Source organism: Cryobacterium sp. SO1 (assembly GCF_004210215.2).
GTDB lineage: Bacteria > Actinomycetota > Actinomycetes > Actinomycetales > Microbacteriaceae > Cryobacterium.
The window spans coordinates 1666199-1683741 of record NZ_CP067394.1 but is presented as its reverse complement, the minus strand read 5'-3'; the positions used below and the strand labels follow the sequence as shown (position 1 = coordinate 1683741).

15 protein-coding genes are annotated in these 17543 nt (G+C 71.1%); 11 read left to right on the top strand and 4 right to left on the bottom strand.

Annotation, left to right across the window (positions count from 1 at the left end; genetic code table 11):
• Positions 1-4: 4 nt before the first annotated feature.
• From BJQ95_RS07905 to BJQ95_RS07895, 3 genes are read left to right on the top strand one after another with little or no spacing between them, the layout of a single operon-like run.
• Positions 5-2452 (top strand): glycoside hydrolase family 2 protein, encoded by a 2448-nt coding sequence (locus BJQ95_RS07905; protein WP_205750267.1) that lies wholly within the window; start codon positions 5-7, stop codon positions 2450-2452.
• Positions 2453-2505: 53 nt separating this feature from the next.
• Entirely contained in the window at positions 2506-3507 is a 1002-nt protein-coding gene (locus BJQ95_RS07900) for a 1,4-beta-xylanase (protein ID WP_256041610.1), read from the top strand.
• Entirely contained in the window at positions 3504-4433 is a 930-nt protein-coding gene (locus BJQ95_RS07895; RefSeq protein WP_130178239.1) for an N-acetylglucosamine kinase, read from the top strand. Before BJQ95_RS07900 ends, BJQ95_RS07895 begins: the two co-directional genes overlap by 4 nt.
• 45 nt (positions 4434-4478) lie before the next feature.
• On the opposite strand, the gene sufU is transcribed toward BJQ95_RS07895, so the two are convergent.
• Positions 4479-4973 (bottom strand): Fe-S cluster assembly sulfur transfer protein SufU, encoded by a 495-nt coding sequence (gene sufU, locus BJQ95_RS07890; protein ID WP_130178240.1) that lies wholly within the window; start codon positions 4971-4973, stop codon positions 4479-4481.
• Positions 4970-6301, bottom strand: coding sequence for an aminotransferase class V-fold PLP-dependent enzyme (locus BJQ95_RS07885; RefSeq protein ID WP_256041578.1), 1332 nt, complete (start codon positions 6299-6301; stop codon positions 4970-4972). The genes sufU and BJQ95_RS07885 overlap by 4 nt, the downstream gene beginning before the upstream one ends.
• A gap of 69 nt (positions 6302-6370) precedes the next feature.
• Here BJQ95_RS07885 and BJQ95_RS07880 point away from each other — a divergent pair, with 69 nt between their 5' ends.
• Positions 6371-7624, top strand: coding sequence for a ThiF family adenylyltransferase (locus BJQ95_RS07880; RefSeq protein ID WP_130178241.1), 1254 nt, complete (start codon positions 6371-6373; stop codon positions 7622-7624).
• A gap of 125 nt (positions 7625-7749) precedes the next feature.
• Positions 7750-9558: an alkyl/aryl-sulfatase gene (locus BJQ95_RS07875; protein ID WP_130178242.1), complete on the top strand. Its 1809-nt coding sequence runs from the start codon at positions 7750-7752 to the stop codon at positions 9556-9558.
• A 13-nt stretch (positions 9559-9571) separates the two neighbouring features.
• Here BJQ95_RS07875 and BJQ95_RS07870 read toward each other — a convergent pair whose 3' ends face one another.
• Both BJQ95_RS07870 and BJQ95_RS07865 read right to left on the bottom strand, forming a co-directional pair.
• On the bottom strand, positions 9572-9811 hold the full coding sequence (locus BJQ95_RS07870) for a MoaD/ThiS family protein (protein ID WP_130178243.1): 240 nt from the start codon (positions 9809-9811) through the stop codon (positions 9572-9574).
• A gap of 64 nt (positions 9812-9875) precedes the next feature.
• Positions 9876-10460, bottom strand: coding sequence for a dihydrofolate reductase family protein (locus BJQ95_RS07865; protein ID WP_130178244.1), 585 nt, complete (start codon positions 10458-10460; stop codon positions 9876-9878).
• A 145-nt stretch (positions 10461-10605) separates the two neighbouring features.
• Between BJQ95_RS07865 and glp the strand changes: the two genes are divergently transcribed.
• From glp to BJQ95_RS07835, 6 genes are all read left to right on the top strand, one after another.
• On the top strand, positions 10606-11928 hold the full coding sequence (glp, locus tag BJQ95_RS07860; protein ID WP_256041577.1) for a gephyrin-like molybdotransferase Glp: 1323 nt from the start codon (positions 10606-10608) through the stop codon (positions 11926-11928).
• A complete protein-coding gene (moaC, locus tag BJQ95_RS07855) occupies positions 11921-12424 on the top strand; it encodes a cyclic pyranopterin monophosphate synthase MoaC (RefSeq protein WP_130178245.1) in 504 nt (167 codons plus the stop codon). Before glp ends, moaC begins: the two co-directional genes overlap by 8 nt.
• On the top strand, positions 12421-13035 hold the full coding sequence (locus BJQ95_RS07850) for a molybdenum cofactor biosynthesis protein B (protein ID WP_130178246.1): 615 nt from the start codon (positions 12421-12423) through the stop codon (positions 13033-13035). The genes moaC and BJQ95_RS07850 overlap by 4 nt, the downstream gene beginning before the upstream one ends.
• Positions 13025-13546, top strand: coding sequence for a molybdenum cofactor biosynthesis protein MoaE (locus BJQ95_RS07845; protein WP_205750153.1), 522 nt, complete (start codon positions 13025-13027; stop codon positions 13544-13546). The genes BJQ95_RS07850 and BJQ95_RS07845 overlap by 11 nt, the downstream gene beginning before the upstream one ends.
• 272 nt (positions 13547-13818) lie before the next feature.
• Positions 13819-14670 carry an FAD binding domain-containing protein gene (locus tag BJQ95_RS07840; RefSeq protein ID WP_130178247.1) on the top strand — a complete coding sequence of 284 codons (852 nt, stop codon included), beginning with the start codon at positions 13819-13821 and terminating at the stop codon, positions 14668-14670.
• Positions 14667-17495, top strand: coding sequence for a molybdopterin-dependent oxidoreductase (locus BJQ95_RS07835; RefSeq protein WP_130178248.1), 2829 nt, complete (start codon positions 14667-14669; stop codon positions 17493-17495). Before BJQ95_RS07840 ends, BJQ95_RS07835 begins: the two co-directional genes overlap by 4 nt.
• Positions 17496-17543 lie beyond the last annotated feature (48 nt).

Below are 17543 nucleotides of genomic sequence, written 5' to 3'. Positions count from 1 at the left end.
GCGGATGCTCGACGCGGACTGGAACGTCACCGCACTTGACGGGCCGGCACCACAGCGCATTCGGCGCCTGGTCGTGCCGGCCACCGTGCCCGGCTCCGTGCACACCGACCTGCTCGCCGCCGAGCTCATTCCCGATCCCTACCTGGACGGCAACGAGCACCTGCTCTCCTGGATCGGACTGACCGACTGGCGTTACAGCACCACCTTCTCCTGGAACCCGGCCGGCGCCGACCGGACCGACCTGCACTTCGCCGGGCTGGACACCATCGCCGAGATCGAGCTGAACGGGGTCTCGCTGGGCAGCACCCGCAATATGCACCGCAGCTACAGCTTCGACGTGGGCTCCAGGCTGAAGGCCGGCCTCAACGAACTCGTGGTGGTGTTCCGCTCTCCGATCAAGGCCGCGGATGCCGCGAGCCTCGACCTCGGTTACCGCCCGCACGTGAACCACCACCCGTACAACGCGATCCGCAAGATGGCCTGCAGTTTCGGCTGGGACTGGGGCATCGACACGTCCACCTCCGGGCTCTGGAAGCCGGTGACCCTGATCAGCTGGTCCACAGCCCGGTTGGCGACCGTGCGGCCGATCGCCACGGTACAGGGATCCACCGGGCTCGTCGAGGTACACGTGGATGTGGCCCGGGCGACGGCTGCGCCGGTCAGCGTCACGGCATCCGTCGCCGGCATCAGCCGTACCGTCGAGGTGCCGGCCGGAGCGACCGGCACGACCGTGAGCCTGAGCGTGCCCGATGTGGACCTGTGGTGGCCGCTGGGCTACGGCGAGCAGCCGCTCTACGACCTGGAGGTCTCCCTGCGAGCGGCAGACACCACCGTGGAGCTGGACAGCTCCAGCACCCGCATCGGCTTCCGCACCGTCGAATTCGACACCACGCCCGACGAGCACGGCACCCCGTTCACCCTGGTCGTCAACGGCCGGCCGGTGTTCGTCCGCGGCGTCAACTGGATCCCCGACGACGCCTTCCCGCACCGGGTCACCAGGGCCCGGTACCTCGACCGTCTCGAACAGGCCGAGTTCGCGAATATCAACCTGATCCGGGTGTGGGGCGGCGGTATCTTCGAGAGCGACGACTTCTACGACCTCTGCGACGAGCGGGGCCTGCTCACCTGGCAGGACTTCCTGCTCGCCTGCGCCGCCTACGCCGAAGAGGCCCCGCTCGGCGACGAGATCGAGGCCGAGGCCAGGGAGAACGTCATCCGGCTGGCCGCGCACCCGTCGCTGGTGGTGCTGAACGGCAACAACGAGAACCTCTGGGGTTACGAAGAATGGAACTGGAAGCTGCGCCTGGACGGCAAGACCTGGGGCGGCGGTTTCTATTACGACGTGTTCCCGGCCCTGGTCGCCGAGCTGGCGCCGCACATCGGCTACACCCCGGGCAGCCCGTTCTCCCCCGTTGCCGGCAGCATTCGGAACGACCTGCACCCCAACGACCCCGAGCACGGCACCATGCACATCTGGGACCTGTGGAACCAGCGCGACTACCCCGCCTACCGGGAGTACCAGCCCCGGTTCGTCGCGGAGTTCGGCTGGCAGGGTCCGCCCACCTGGTCGACCCTCACCGAGTCGATCCACGACGTGCCCTTGACCCCGGAATCGCCCGGCATGCTGGTGCACCAGAAGGCCATGGAGGGCAACGTCAAGCTCACCGACGGGCTACTGCCGCACCTGCCGCTGCCGAACGAGATCGGTGACTGGCACTGGGCGATGTCACTGAACCAGGCCAACGCGATCAGCACGGCCATCGAGCATTTCCGCTCGCTGGCCCCGCACTGCATGGGCAGCATCGTCTGGCAGCTCAACGACTGCTGGCCGGTCACCTCGTGGGCCGCGGTGGACGGGTACGGCCGGCCGAAGCCACTGCTCTACGCGATCAAGCACGCCTACGCCGACCGGCTGATCACCGTGCAGCCCCGCGGCGACGGCCTGGCCGTCATCGCGGTCAACGACTCCGCCGACCCCTGGAGCGGCGAGCTCCGGGTGCGGCGGTACACAGACGCGGGAGTCGTTCTGGCCGAGCACGTCGAGCAGGTCACCCTGCCGGCGCGGTCGAACGTGACCGTGCCGCTGCCCGCATCCGTGTCCGCGACAACGGATGCGGCGGCGGAGCTCCTCCGCGCCGAGCTGGCCGGGGTGCGCGGGCACTGGTTCTTCGCCGAGGCCCGCGACACCACCCTGACCGCTGCCGAAGCCGACGTGAGAGCTGAGCGGACCGCCGCCGGCTACACGGTGCGGGTCACCGTACCGGTGCTCACCCGTGACCTGGCCCTATTGGTCGACAAGGTCGATCCGGACGCCAGGGTCGATGACATGCTGGTGACCCTGCTGCCCGGCGAGAGTGTGGTCTTCACGGTCACCTCGGCCCGGGACGTGGACCCGGCCGCCTTCGCCGCGCCGACCGTGCTGCGCAGCACCAACCAGCTGGCGCAGCCGTGACCACCGGGATCCGGCCGGATGCCGCATCCGCACTCACCGCACCGGTCTGCGGCATGACCTGGGGCTGGACCGGGGTGCGCGGCACCTGGGCCACCCCGGCGGCGACCGAGTCGATGCGGCTGATGGCCGGCCTCGGTGTCAACTGGACCGCCCTGGCCTACGCGGCGCTGCAGGCCACCGCCCAGTCGGAGGAGATCCCCTTCGGTGACGCACCGACCGTCACCGACGACGAGGTGCGCTGGGCCATCCGCGAGGCCAGGAGCCACGGGCTCAAGGTGTGCCTGAAGCCGGTCGTCAACTGCGCGGACGGCACTTGGCGCGCCTACATCGGCTTCTTCGACTGGGAGGTGCCCGGCGAACCTGGGTGGACCGCCTGGTTCCGCTCGTATACCGCCTTCATCCTGCACGCGGCCCGGCTCGCCGAGGAGGAGGGCGCCGAGATGCTCTGCATCGGCTGCGAGATGGTGCGCGCCGACGGCCAGGACGCCCGCTGGCGCACCCTGATCGCGGCGGTGCGCCAGGTGTACGGCGGCCTGGTGACCTACAACTGCGACAAGTTCCAGGAGGATCACGTCACCTGGTGGGACGCCGTCGATGTGATCACCTCCAGCGGCTACTACCCGATCGGAAGCTGGGACGCGCAGCTGGATCGGATCGAGACAGTGGTGTCCGCCGCCGGCAAGCCGTTCTTCTTCATGGAGGCGGGCTGCCCGAGCCGGACCGGGTCGCCGGACACGCCCAATGACTGGGCGTTACCAGGCGAGCCCTCCGGGGCTGAGCAACTGCGCTACTACGAGGACATGTTCGCGGCCACCGGTCGGCGAGAATGGATGCGCGGCTTCATGCTCTGGGACTGGCCGACGACGCTGTACCCGGCAGCCGATGCGGCCGAGAATGACGACTACTGTGTCCTCGGCAAGCCGGCCGCCGAGTTCCTGAGCCGGGAATTCGGCTCCAGACTCACCAGAGATCCCACCACCGCACATCCCCCCACCGCCCATCCCACCACCGCAGTTCCCACGAACGCTTCGCCCGCAAGAACGGACCACCCATGACTGTCGAATCCAACTCCCTCACCATCGATGCCGGACAGACCGGGATCCGTGCGCGTCTGCACACCGGTGTCGGGCAGTCGGAACCGTTCGAATTCGGTGGGATTCGCACCGACAGCGCGTTGGTTCCCCAGCTCGGCGAGATTGTCGCCACCATCGCGTCGCGAACCGGGCAGCCCATCGTCAGCGTCAGCGCCGGCATCTCCGGCTTCTCCAAGGCCGAAACAGACCCGCGCGAGCTGCTCGTGTCCGGCACCGCCCACGGGGTACGCGAGGTGTTCCTCGCGCACGATTCCGTCACCAGCTACCTCGGCGCGCTGGGCGACGAGCTCGGTGTGGTCGTCGCCGCCGGCACCGGCGTGGTCACCCTCGCGGTGGGCGCACACGACGTGGCCCGCGTCGACGGGTGGGGCAACCTGCTCGGCGACGCCGGCAGCGGCTACTGGCTCGGCCGGGCGGCACTGGACGCCGTGATGCGCGCCTACGACGGCAGGGGGCCGGCGACCGCGCTCAGCGCCGCGGTGCGCCTGGACTTCCCCGACATTGAGATGGCCTATCTCGACCTGCAGGCCGACCCGATGCGGGTCAGCCGCATCGCCGCGTACGCGCGTCAGGTCACCGAACTGGCCGCTACGGATGCCGTCGCCGGCAGGATTTGTGACGGCGCCGCCGCCGAACTGGTGCTCTCGGCCGCCACCGGGCTTCGCCGGGTGGGCGAAGACACCAGCGCCTCCCCCGTGGTCTGTGGGATCGGCGGGGTGCTCCGCGCGCCGGAGATCGCGGCCAGGTTCGAGCGGCGCCTGCGCGAGCAGTGGCCGGCCGTGGACATCCGCCCCGCCATCGCCAACGCCCTCGACGGTGCCGAGTACCTGGCCCGGCTGTCCCCCGCCAGCGCCCTACGCGACCGCATCGCCAGTTCGGTCGTCTAGCCGCACGTCCGGCGCCGCGCGCCGGGGACGAGGCGGTGCCTGCGGCTAGCGCAGCTGAAGCAGGGCGGCCTCGAAGGCGACCCAGGGCAGCATGGCGCACTTGACGCGCGCGGGGTACTTGGAGACGCCGGCGAAGGCCGCGGCGTCGCCGAGCACCTCTTCGTCAGGTTCGATGGTGCCGCGGGAGCGCAGCATCTCCCTGAACAGGTCGAGCATGACGTCGGACTCGGCCACGCTGGTGCCCCGCACGGTGTCGCTCAGCACCGAGGCCGAGGCCATCGAGATCGAGCAGCCGGCGCCCCGCCAGCCGAAGCCGTCGATTCGGGCCTCCGCTCCGGTGCCGGTCAGGCCCACCCGCACGGTGATCTCGTCGCCGCAGGTGGTGTTCACCTGGTGGGACTGGGCCTGGCGCAGCCCGTCGGCGGCGACGGATGCGGCGTCGGCGTCCAGTGCCGACAGCTCGGCGACCGCGCCGTGCGCCGACTTCGCGTGGTCGAGGATGATCTGCTGGTACAGCTGCTGCATGGCGGACGAGGTCATCGGGACACTCCGAAGAACGGGCCGACCTCGGCGAGCACCGCCAGGAACCGGTCGACCTCGTCATCGGTCGTGTACAGGTAGGTGCTCGCGCGGGTGGACGCCGTGACGCCGAGCTTCTTGTGCAGCGGCTGGGCGCAGTGATGGCCGACCCGCACGGCGATACCGGCCTCGTCGAGGAACTGGCCGACGTCATGCGCGTGCACGCCGGCGACATCCACCGCGGCCAGGCCGATGCGTTCGACCCCGAGCCCGGGGCCGAGCAGCCGCACGCCGGGGATCGCGGCGGTGCCCTCGACCAGCCGGCGGCCGAGTTCGGCTTCGCGGGTGCGGATGCGGCCCATGCCGGTGTGGCTGAGGTAGTCGACCGCGCTGGCCAACGCGATGGCCTGGGAGATCCGCTGGGTGCCGGCTTCGAACCGCTGCGGCGGGGCGAGGAATTCGGCACTCTGCATGTCGACGGTGGTGATCATCGACCCGCCGGTGAGGAACGGCGGCATCGCGGCCAGCAGCTCCGCCTTGCCGTAAAGCACGCCGATGCCGGTCGGACCGAGCATCTTGTGTCCGGAGAACACCGCGAAGTCAACGTCGAGCGCCGCGAGATCCAGGGCGAGGTGCGGCGCCGACTGGCAGGCATCCAGGAACACCAGGGCGTCAACGGCGTGCGCCATCGCCACGAGGTCGTCGATGGGGTTGATGGTGCCGACCACGTTGGAGGCGTGCGTGACGGCCAACAGCCGGGTGCGCGGGTTCAGGATCTCGGCGGCGGCGGCGAGGTCGAGGGTTCCGTCCGCCAGCACCGGAATGAAGCGCAGCGTCGCGCCGGTGCGGACGGCCAGCTGCTGCCACGGGATGAGGTTGGAGTGGTGCTCCATCTCAGTGACGACGATCTCGTCGCCGGCGCCCAGCGTGAACCGGGCGGCGGCCGGGCCGCCGAGGCCGAGGGACGCGTTCGAGAACGAGTACGACACCAGGTTCACACCCTCGGTGGCGTTGGAGGTCCAGACGATCTCGTCCTCGTCTGCGCCGACGAACGCGGCCACGGTGGCGCGGGCGGCCTCGAACACCTCGGTGGCGGCGAACGCCAGGGTATGCGCGCCGCGGTGCACGGCGGCGTTCCGCTGCTCGTAGTACTCCTGCTCGGCTTCCATCACACTGATCGGGTTCTGCGAGGTGGCGCCCGAGTCGAGGTAGGCCAGCGGATGCCCGTTCACCAGTTGGTGCAGCACCGGGAAGTCGTTGCGGATGCGCAGCACCTCATCGGTGCTGAGTGTCTGGTCCGGCGAGGTCTGATCACGCGCGGGGGCAGGAGGAGGTGCAACGAACGTCATACTTCAGGGTACCGCCACGGGCCCGCCAGAGATCAGGCCTAGGCTGGAAGTCAGCAAGAAAGGGCCGCCATGCCGCACGTTCCCCTCGTCTCCCCTGGCCCGCCGCTCACCCCGGCCCAGCGCCAGCGGTATTCCCGTCAGGTGGCCCTCGAGCAGGTCGGCGACGTCGGCCAGCGCCGTCTCGCGGCCGCCCGGGTGCTGATGATCGGCGCCGGTGGCCTCGGGTCCCCGGTGCTCACTGCCCTGGCCGCCGCGGGCGTCGGCACGATCGGCATCGTGGACTCGGACAGCGTGGAGGTCTCGAACCTGCACCGCCAGACCATCTACACGATGGCCGACCTGGCCCAGCCCAAGGCCGCCGCGGCCGCGGCCGCGCTGCGCGCCCGCAATCCGCTGATCGAGGTCGTGGCGCACCAGACCCGCCTCACCGCCGCCAACGTGCTCGCCCTGATCGCCGACTACGACATCGTGGTCGACGGCACCGACAATTTCGCCACCCGCCACCTCGCCCACGACGCCGCGGCCCTGCTGCACAAGCCCTACATCTGGGGCTCCGTGCTGCGCTTCGACGGCCTGGTCACGACCTTCTGGGTGGACGGGCCGGCCGGTGGAACCCGGCTGGAGGACCTGTTCCCGACCACGCCCGGCGCCGACGAGGCCGAGACCTGCGCCATGGCCGGTGTGCTCGGCTCGGTGTGCGCGGGTGTCGGCGCCATGATGGCCACCGAGACTCTGAAGCTCATCGTGGGATTCGGCGAACCGCTGTTCGGCCGGCTGCTGGTGCTCGACGGTCTCGACGCCTCCTGGCGCGACGTCCACTACGGCAAGGCCGCTCCTGCCGCTTCGAAGACTGCCGCTGCCGCACCGACCGCCGCGGCCGCCGGGCACCGCGAGCCGGGCGCCACGGCCGTGCCGCCGCGCGACACCAGCCACAGCCAGGTGCACGCCCACCCCACCCCGGTGCCGCCGGGCCCCGACGCGCCGGCGCCGGATGAGGTCAGCTCGGCCGAGCTCGCCGCCCTGCTGGCCGACCGCCGGGCGGGCGCCGCCGACTTCGTGCTCGTCGACATCCGGGAGCCCTGGGAGCGGGACATCGTCGCCATCGACGGATCGGCCCCGGTGCCGATGGCGCAGCTGCTCACCGACGAGGCCCGCACCGTGATGGAGCCGGACGACAGAGTCATCCTGTACTGCCACCACGGCACCCGGTCCGAATACGCCCGCGGGGTGCTCCGCGACAACGGCTGGTCCAATGTGACTCACCTCGCGGGCGGCGTCGACGACTGGGTGCACCGGATCGAACCGGACAAGCCCCGGTACTGACCAGCGACTGCCGAAGGCTGGTGCCCCGGGCTGGTGCGGGGTGGCTGCCGGGCGGCGGCCCGGTTATGGTGTGCCCAACGGGGGGCGCGGGATCCACGTCCGCTGGCGACAGAGAGGCGGTCATCATGGGCGATGGCATACGTGTGAGCGACAGAGCGGCGACGGACGTGGAGGCAGCCGACCGGGGCTTCCTCGGCACCCTCGACCCCCTGATCATCAAGGCCACGGACGGCCGTGTGGTCTGGGAGATGGAATCACTCGCCTTCCTGGCCGGTGCGGGATCGGAGAACGTCGACGACGGGCTCTGGCGCCAGAGCGCATTGACCGCCAAACACGGCCTCTACCGGGTGGCCGAGGGCATCTATCAGGTGCGCGGTTTCGACCTCTCGAACATGACCATCATCGAGGGCACCCGAGGGGTCATCGTGATCGACCCGCTCATCTCGGCGGAGACCGCGGCGGCCGCACTCGAGCTGTATCGCAGCCACCGTGGCGACCGCCCGGTGACCGCGATCGTCTACACCCACGCTCACGTCGACCACTTCGGCGGTGTGCTCGGCGTGGTCGATCCCGACACCGGCATCCCGGTCGTCGCCCCTGAGCACTTCCTCGACAACGCCGTCTCGGAAAACGTCTATGCCGGAACGGCCATGTTCCGCCGCGGCTACTACTACGACGGCCATCCGCTGGCCCGCAACGCGGCAGGCCGGGTCGGTATCGGCCTGGGTGCCGGCGCATCGACCGGAAGCATCGGCCTGATCGTGCCCACCCTCGACATCACGGCGACGGGCCAGGAGGAGGTGCTCGACGGCGTGCGGATCGTGTTCCAGCTCACCCCCGGCACGGAGTGCCCGTCGGAGATGAACCTGTACTTTCCGGAGCAGCGGGCGCTGTGCATGGCCGAGAACGCCACCCACACCATGCACAACCTGCTCACCCTGCGCGGCGCCCAGGTGCGGGATGCGCGCATGTGGTCGCGCTACCTGGGTGAGGCGATCGAGATGTTCGGGTATCGGTCCGACGTTGAATTCGCCTCACACCACTGGCCGACCTGGGGCACCGCGGCCATCGTCACCTTCCTCACCGAGCAGCGCGACACTTATGCCTACCTGCACGACCAGACCGTGCGCCTGATGAACCAGGGCCAGACCGGCAGCGAGATCGCCGAGGACTTCGAGATGCCGCCGTCGCTGTCCGACCGCTGGCACACGCAGGGCTACTACGGTTCGGTCAGTCACAACGTCAAGGCGATCTACCAGCGGTACCTCGGCTGGTACGACGGCAATCCCGCGCACCTGTGGCAACATCCGCCGACCGCGGCGGCCACCCGCTATGTCGACGTGATGGGCGGGGTCGCGGCGACCCTCCAACACGCCCGGCGGTACCTGGATGCCGGTGACCTGCGGTTCGCCGTGGAGCTGGCCAGCCACGCGGTCTTCGCCGACCCCGGCGACGGCGCGGCGCGGGACCTGTTGGCCACGGGCCTCGAGCGGCTCGGGTTCGGCGCCGAGAACGCCACCTGGCGGAACGTCTTCCTCACCGGGGCGACCGAGCTCCGTTACGGTGTGGGCCGCAACGACATCAGCGCCGGCGGCTTGCTCGACGCGCTCACCGTCACCCAGCTCTTCGACACCCTGGCGATCCGGCTGGTGGGTCCCAGGTCCTGGAACGAGAGCTTCGCGATCAACTGGGTGATCACCGACACGCGGGAGTTGTACAGGCTGGAACTCAGCCACGGAGCGCTGGTGCATTTCCCGATCGCGAAGCCGCGCCAGGCGGACCTCAGTGTGCGCATCACCCACGCCCGGCTGGCCCAGGCCGTGGCCGGCGGTTCGTTCAGCGGGGTGGACATGACCGGTGACTCCGGTGTGCTGCCGAGGCTGTTCGCGCTGCTGGACAGCCCGGATCCGGCCTTCGCTGTCGTGACCCCGTAGCGCACGGGTCCGTTCAGCCGCCGGCGAACGGCGGCAGCACGTCGAGCCGGTCACCCTCGTCGAGCACCCGGGCCCTGTCGGTGGTGGCCGTGCCGTTCAGGATGAAGGAGCAGCGGGCGAAGACCGCGGCCGACGTGCTGCCGAGCTCGTCGAGGAACACGCCGATGGTGGCCCCCGCGGGCAGTTCGCGGGTCTCTTCCGCCACCCCCGTGGCCGCCTTGGCTGCGGCGTAGTAGCGCACCTGCACCTGCATGGTCGAGAACCCTTTCGTCGGTGGCCGGGCTATGCATCGACCCGGTCCGTCCAGACTACGACGCTCACCAGTCCGGGGCGGCCCGCAGGGCGTAGTGCAGTTCGACCAGGCCGTCATCAAAGGTCTGCGCGCCACGCAGGTCGAGCACGGCCGGGTCGGTGTCGGCAGGGAACACCCCGCGGCCGGCGCCGATCACGACGGGCATCACCACCAGGCGCACCTCGTCCACCTCGCCGGCGGCGAAGAAGGCCCGGCTGAGACTCAGGCTGCCCCACAGCACCACGATGCCCTGGTTCTCGGCCTTGATCCGGCGGATGGCCTCGACGGCGTCGCCGGACTCCAACGTCGCCGCGGGCAGGTCGCCCCACGGCGCCTGGCTGAGGGTGCGGGAGAAAACGTGCCGGCGCAGGGCATTGAGCGGGCCGGTGAGCACTTCGTCCACCGCCTCCGGGGTGGGCCAGTAGCCCACGAACAGTCGATAGGTGTTGGCACCGAGCACCATCGCGTCGACGCCGTCGAGCCAGGCCACCTGGTTGCGGTCGAACTCGTCGGTGCGGCCGTCGAGCAGGTCGTAGGCCGTGAACTCGTTGTCGAGGTTGGCCGCGAAACCGTCGAGAGTCACGAACTGCTGCACCACGAGGTGTCCCATGATTCGCCCTTCCGCGCTCGGCACCGTGTCTTCGAGGCACGATACGCCCCGCCGTTGCCCCCTTCAAGCAGCCGGCCGGGCCCGGTGTTCTTCCCCGGCCGCCCGCGCTCGGTTTCCCCGGCGCGAACTGCGGCAAGATGGTGGCATGAACGCGCGCACGATCGACCAGCACCGAGAGGCCGTTCTGAGCCTTCTCGCGCCGCTGTTCCGGAACCGCGCCACCGAGGAGCTCCCCCTCTCGAGCCTGACGACCGAGACCGACAGCTATCGGGGCCGGATCCTCGCGCAGGCCGTCGACTCCCCCGTGGCGCTGCCTCCCTTCGACAACTCGCAGATGGACGGCTACGCCGTGCGCGCCGAGGACCTCGCGGCCGCCGCGGCGCTCTCGCCGACGACTCTCGCGGTGGCGGGCCGGATCGCCGCGGGCGACGCAGGCGGGCGTCTGCGGCCCGGCACCGCCGCGCCGATCATGACGGGCGCCCCGATCCCGGCCGGCGCGGATGCCGTCGTGCCGATCGAGCAGGCCGATCCGCCGCGCTTCCAGCCGCCGGAATCCGACGGCACGGCCGCGAGCGTCTCGTTTCACGCCCCCGTTCCGGTCGGCTCGTTCGTGCGGATCACCGGCAGCGATGTGCATCAAGGCGACAGGCTCCTCGACGCGGGAACCCGGCTCGGCGCGGCCCAGTACGGCGTGCTCGCGGGTACCGGCCTGACGTCGGCCACCGTGCTCCGGCGCATCCGGGTGCTGCTGATGGCCACCGGCCACGAGATCCGTGAGCCCGGTGAGAGCCTCGCCGCGGGTCAGATCTACGACTCCAACACCGTCATCCTCGGCCAGGCCCTGCGGGACGCCGGCTGCACGGTGACCGTCGCACCCTGCCGCTCCGACGACGCCGCCGACCTCCTCGCCCTCCTCGCCGAGGCGCCGGAGGTGGATCTCATCGTCACCGTCGGCGGGGTCAGCGCCGGAGCCCGCGAGGTGGTGCGCGACGCCCTCGGCCCACTCGGGGTGACCTTCCAGCACGTCGCCATGCAACCCGGCGGCCCGCAGGGGCTCGGCGAGATCCGTCGCCCGCACGGCGGCGGCACAGTCCCGGCCAGCACAGTCCCGGTCGGCACAGTCCCCGTCAGCACAGTCCCGGTCATCACCTTCCCCGGCAACCCGGTCAGCGCGCTGGTCTCGTTCGAGGTATTCCTGCGCCCGGTGTTACGGCGTCTGGCCGGGATTCCCCGCCCCGACCGGGAACTGCGGCGCGCGCCTCTTGCCGAGCCCGTGGACTCCCCGGCCGGTAAGCACCAGCTGCGCCGCGGCATCCTGCGCCCCGACGGCGCACTCGACCTGGTGGGCGGTGCGAGCTCGCACCTCCTGCACGCCTATGCCACCGCGACGGCGCTCGTGCACCTGCCCGTCGGGGTCGGCAGCGTCGCCGCGGGCGAACCCGTGGACTATTGGAGTATCGATGACTGAGATCCCGTCCGAGAACACGCAGGAGTCGCCCCGGCTCAGCCATGTGCGCGCCGACGGCGCCGCACTCATGGTGGACGTGACCGACAAGCCCGTCACGAAACGGCGAGCAACGGCAACGGCCACGTTGATCACCCGGCCGGACGTGATCGCCCTGCTCGTCGCCGGCGAACTGCCCAAGGGTGAGGCCCTCGCCGTGGCCAGGGTGGCCGGCATCATGGGCGCCAAGCAGACCTCCGCGTTGATCCCGCTCTGCCACCCCCTGCCGCTCAGCGGCGCCACGATCGATTTCACACCGGGCGAAGACCGGGTCGTCCTCACCGCGACGGTGAAGACCACCGGGGTGACCGGTGTCGAAATGGAGGCGCTGACCGCCGTGTCGGTGGCCGCCCTCACGCTGTACGACATGATCAAGGCTGTGGACAAGCATGCGGTGATCACCGACACCCGGGTCCTGGCGAAGTCCGGCGGCAAGAGCGGCGACTGGAGCTCCGAATGACTGCCGCGAAGCCGACCGCCGGGCCCGCCGCCGGGTCGCACGCGGGTTCCCACGCCGGCCGCACCGGTCAGGTCATCGTGGCGTCGACCCGGGCTGCCGCCGGTGTCTACACCGATCGCACGGGCCCCGTCATCGACGCCTGGCTCCGCGCCCACGGCTGGCTGGTCCTGGACCGCGCCGTGGTCGCCGACGGCGAACCCGTGGGCGACGCCCTGGCCGCGGCCATCGAGGCCGGGCTCGACCTGGTCATCACGACCGGCGGCACCGGGGTGAGTCCCACCGACCAGACCCCGGAGCAGACCCTGCCGCTGCTGGGGAAACAGCTGCCCGGCATCATGGAGGAGCTGCGCCGCCGCGGCACGGCCACCACCCCGCTGGCCGTGCTCTCCCGCGGTTACTCCGGCATCGCCGGGAACCGCACCGTGGTGATCAACCTGCCCGGCTCCACCGGCGGGGTGCAGGACGGCCTGGCCGTGCTCGGCGAGATCCTCGACCACCTCATCGACCAGGTGCGCGGCGCGGACCACACCACGGCACCGACCGGCACCGGCCACCCGCCCGCGCCGCCCACGGACTCCGCTGATCCCAAGGACCCCCGACATGGCCGCTGAGCCCACCCCACCCGCCGACAGCCCAGCGCCAACCGATGACACAGCGCCAGCCGGCAACACAGCGCAAGCCGGCAACACAGCGCCCGGTTCGCCGGTGCTGTTCGCCCGCGTCGACGACACCCCGATCACCGTCGACGAGTGCACGGATGCCGTGGGCGACGCCACGGCCGGCGCCGTCGTGTCGTTCGCCGGCGTGGTGCGCAACCACGACGAGGACCGCGGCGTCACCTGGCTGCGCTACAGCGCCCATCCGAGCGCTCAGGCGGTGCTGGAGGAGGTCGCCCGCGAGGTGGCCCTGAGGCACCCCGGCTGCCGGATCGCGGTCGCCCACCGTGTGGGCGACCTGGCCATCGGCGACGTGGCGCTGGCCTGCGCCGTGGCATCCGCGCACCGGGCCGAAGCCTTCGCGGCCTGCGCGGCGCTGGTCGACGAGATCAAGGCCCGGGTGCCCATCTGGAAGGAACAGGGCTTCACCGACGGCAGCTCGGAGTGGGTCGCCGCCCTGGGCTGACCGCCCGCCACCGAACTGTTCCCCGTGCGGACAACTGGTCCCAGTGCGCCGGGTGCACCTGTCCGGACGGGGAACAGTTGGGGCCAGATCACGGCGGAAGACTGGGGATCGGCTGAGCGGCGCCGGGGCGGTTACATCGCCGACACAAAGCTGCGCTTGACTAGGGATGTCGGTGCCCGCCTGGGCGCCCCTCGGCGGTGCCCACAGGCCCGGCGACACCCTGGTTGCAACGCACCTACGATACCGGCAACCACGACTTTTTGGGAGACCGGATGGACCTGACCACCGTGGCAACCATCACCCCGGCCCGCACCCGCGCCGACCTCGCCGCGCTCAGCGCGACCGTCGTGCCGCTGGCCGGCGGCTCCGAGCTCTTCGCCTACCCGCGCATCCACCTCACCGGCCTCGTGGACCTTCAGGCCCTGGGCTGGCCCGCGCTCACCGTCACCCCCGACGGCCTCGAGATCGCCGCCACCTGCACCCTCGCCGAGCTTTCCGCCATGCCCGCGGCGCCCGGCTGGGTCGCCCACCCGGTCTTCCACCAGGCCTGCTCGGCCCTGTTCGGCTCGTTCAAGGTCTGGAACGTGGCCACCGTCGGCGGCAACCTCTGCACCTCGCTGCCTGCCGGTCCGATGATCTGCCTCTCCGCCGCCCTCGACGCCGAGGCACTGATCTGGCGCGCCGACGGCACCGACGAGTTGATGCCGGCCGTCGATTTCGTCACCGGCAACACCACCAACGTTCTCGAACCCGGCGACGTGTTGCGCTCCATCCGGGTGCCGGCCGCCGCCCTGGCCGCCCGCACCGCGTACCGCAAGATCGCCCTGTCCCCGCTCGGCCGCTCCGGCGCCGTGCTGATCGGCCGGCTGGACACCGACGGCGCCTTCGTCCTCACCGTGACCGGCGGCACCGTGCGCCCGGTGCAGCTGCGCTACCCGGCCCTGCCCGACCCGGCCGCGCTGGCCGCGGATATCGCGCGCATCGACGCCTGGTTCACGGATGCGCACGGCGCCGCGGACTGGCGCCGTGCCGTGAGCGGCCTGCTCGGCGAGGAGATCCGCCAGGAGCTGGCCACGCCGACCCGCTCTGCCGCCCCCGGCGCCGATGAGGAGAGCCGCGCATGAAACTGACCGTGAACGGCAAGCCGGTCGACGCACCGGCCCAGGCCGGCCAGGCACTCCGCACCTACCTGCGCGCCCAGGAACACTTCGAGGTGAAGAAGGGCTGCGACACCGGCGACTGCGGCGCCTGCTCGGTCCTCGTCGACGGTACCCCCGTGCACTCCTGCATCTACCCGGCGTTCCGGGCCGAGGGTCACGACGTCACCACCGCCACCGGCATCGGCGCACCGGAAAATCTGGCCCCCCTCCAGCAGCGCTTCATCGACGCCGCCGGCTTCCAGTGCGGCTTTTGCACACCCGGCATGGTCGTGACGGCGTCCACCTTCCAGGAGCACCAGCTGGAGGACCTGCCCCGCCTGCTCACGGGCAACCTGTGCCGGTGCACGGGCTACCGGGCCATCGACGACGCGATCCGCGACCGGCACACGCCGGCCGACGGCCGCGGGCACGACCACGAGCAGACACCGGATGCGGCCGACGCGGCAGCGGCGCCGGTATCCGGTCTAGGCCCCGTGCGGCCCACCCGGCCACGCGCCCAGCCGCGCACCACCGCCACCGACGGCCGGGTCGGCGGATCGCTCCGCGCCCCCGCCGCCGCGCGAGTGGTCAGCGGCCAGGAACCGTACACCCTCGACGTCACCGTGCCTGGCCTGCTGCACCTCGCGGTGCTCCGCAGCCCGCACGCCCACGCCCGCATCAACTCTATCGACGACACGGCCGCCCGCGCCCTGCCCGGGGTGCACGCCGTGCTCAGCCACGCCGATTCCCCCCGCACCCTGTACTCCTCGGCCCGGCACGAGAGCCGGCTCGACGACCCCGACGACAGCCTGGTCTTCGACTCCGTGCTGCGACACCGCGGCCAGCGGGTCGCCGCAGTGGTCGCCGACTCGGTGGCCGTCGCCGAGCATGCCTGCCGGCTGCTCGTGGTGGAGTACGAGGTGCTGCCCGCGGTCTTCGACCCTGAAGCGGCCCTGAAGCCCGGCGCCCCGCTCGTCCACGGCGACAAGGATGCCCAGGTCAGCCGCGTGGCCGACCCCTCCCGGAACCTGGTCGCCGAGCTGCACGGCGAGTACGGCGACGTGACGGCGGGTCTCGCTGCCGCCGACACCGTGGTCACTGGCACCTGGCAGACCCAGCGGGTCGCGCACACCCAGCTGGAGACCCACGCCACCATCGGCGCTCTGGAGGACGAGCGGCTCGTGCTGCGCACCAGCTCCCAGGTACCGTTCCTGGTGCAGAAGGAGATCAGCCGGATCTTCGACCTCGACCTCGAGGCGGTGCGCGTCTTCACCGCGCGCGTCGGCGGCGGCTTCGGCGGCAAACAGGAGATCCTCACCGAGGACGTCGTCACCCTGGCGGTGCTGAAGACCGGGCGAGCGGTGCAGTACGAGTTCACCCGCACCGACGAACTCGCCGCCTCCCCGGCCCGGCACCCGATGCGGGTCGGTGTCACCCTGGGCGCCACCAGCGACGGCCGGCTCACCGCCCTGGCCATCGACGTGCTCTCCGACACCGGCTCGTACGGCAACCACGCCCCCGGCGTCATGTTCCACGGCACCAGCGAGTCCGTCGCCCTGTACAACGTGCCCAACAAGCGGGTGGATGCCCGCGCCGTGTACACGAACAACCCGCCGTCGGGCGCCTTCCGCGGCTACGGCCTGGGCCAGGTCATCTACGGCATCGAGTGCGCCCTCGACGAACTCGCCGCCGAGCTGGGCATCAACCCATTCGACCTCCGCCGGATCAACTCGGTGCGCCCCGGTGACCCCCTCGTGGTGACCCACGAGGAGGGCGACGATATCGGCTTCGCCAGTTACGGCCTTGACCAGTGCCTCGACCTGGCCCAAGCGGCCCTGGCCCGCGGCAACGGGGTGGCCGCTCCGGCGGGTGACTCGTGGCGGGTCGGCGAGGGCATGGCATCGTCGATGATCGCGACGACCCCGCCGCGCGGCCATTTCTCCCAGGCCACCATCACGGTGGACCGGGGCGGAGAGTACCTGGTGCGGGTGGGTACCGCCGAGTTCGGCAACGGCACCACCACCGTGCACACGCAGATCGCGGCGACAGCGCTGAACACCAGCCCGAGCCAGATCCGGATCCTCCAATCCGACACCGATGCCGCCGGCTACGACACCGGCGCCTTCGGGTCGGCCGGCGTGGTGGTGGCGGGCAAGGCCGTGCACGGCGCTGCCCTGCAGCTAGCCGGCCTGCTGCGGGAGAAGGCGGCCGGGCTCACCGGCCGGAGCGCCGAGGACTTCGTACTGACCGCCGACGGACTCCGCGCCGGCGAGGTCTTCGTGCCGCTGGCCGACCTGGCCGGTCCGGACGGCCTCACCGGCGAGGGTTTGACTGGCATCGGTCGCGAGGACGGCGCCCGTCGCTCGCTGGCGTTCAACGTGCACGCGTTCAGGGTGGCGGTGAACACCGCCACCGGTGAGGTGCGGATGCTGCAGTCGATCCAGACCGCGGACGCCGGGTTCGTGATGAACCCCGAACAGTGCCGCGGCCAGATCGAGGGCGGGGTGGCGCAGGCCATCGGCACCGCGCTGTACGAGGAACTCATCCTCGACGGCGCCGGAACCGTTCTGACCTCGGTGCTGCGGAACTATCACATCCCTCAGTTGGCGGACCTGCCGGTCACCGAGGTGTACTTCGCGGACACCGCCGACGACCTGGGACCGTACGGCGCCAAGTCGATGAGCGAGTCACCGTACAACCCGGTGGCGCCGGCGCTGGCCAACGCGGTGCGGGACGCCCTGGGCGTGCGGTCGTATGAACTGCCGATGTCCCGCGACCGGCTGTGGCGGCTGATGAACATCGGCACCTGATGACCAGCGGCGAACAGCGCGCCTTCTGCCCCCCTCTGGTAGCGGGGC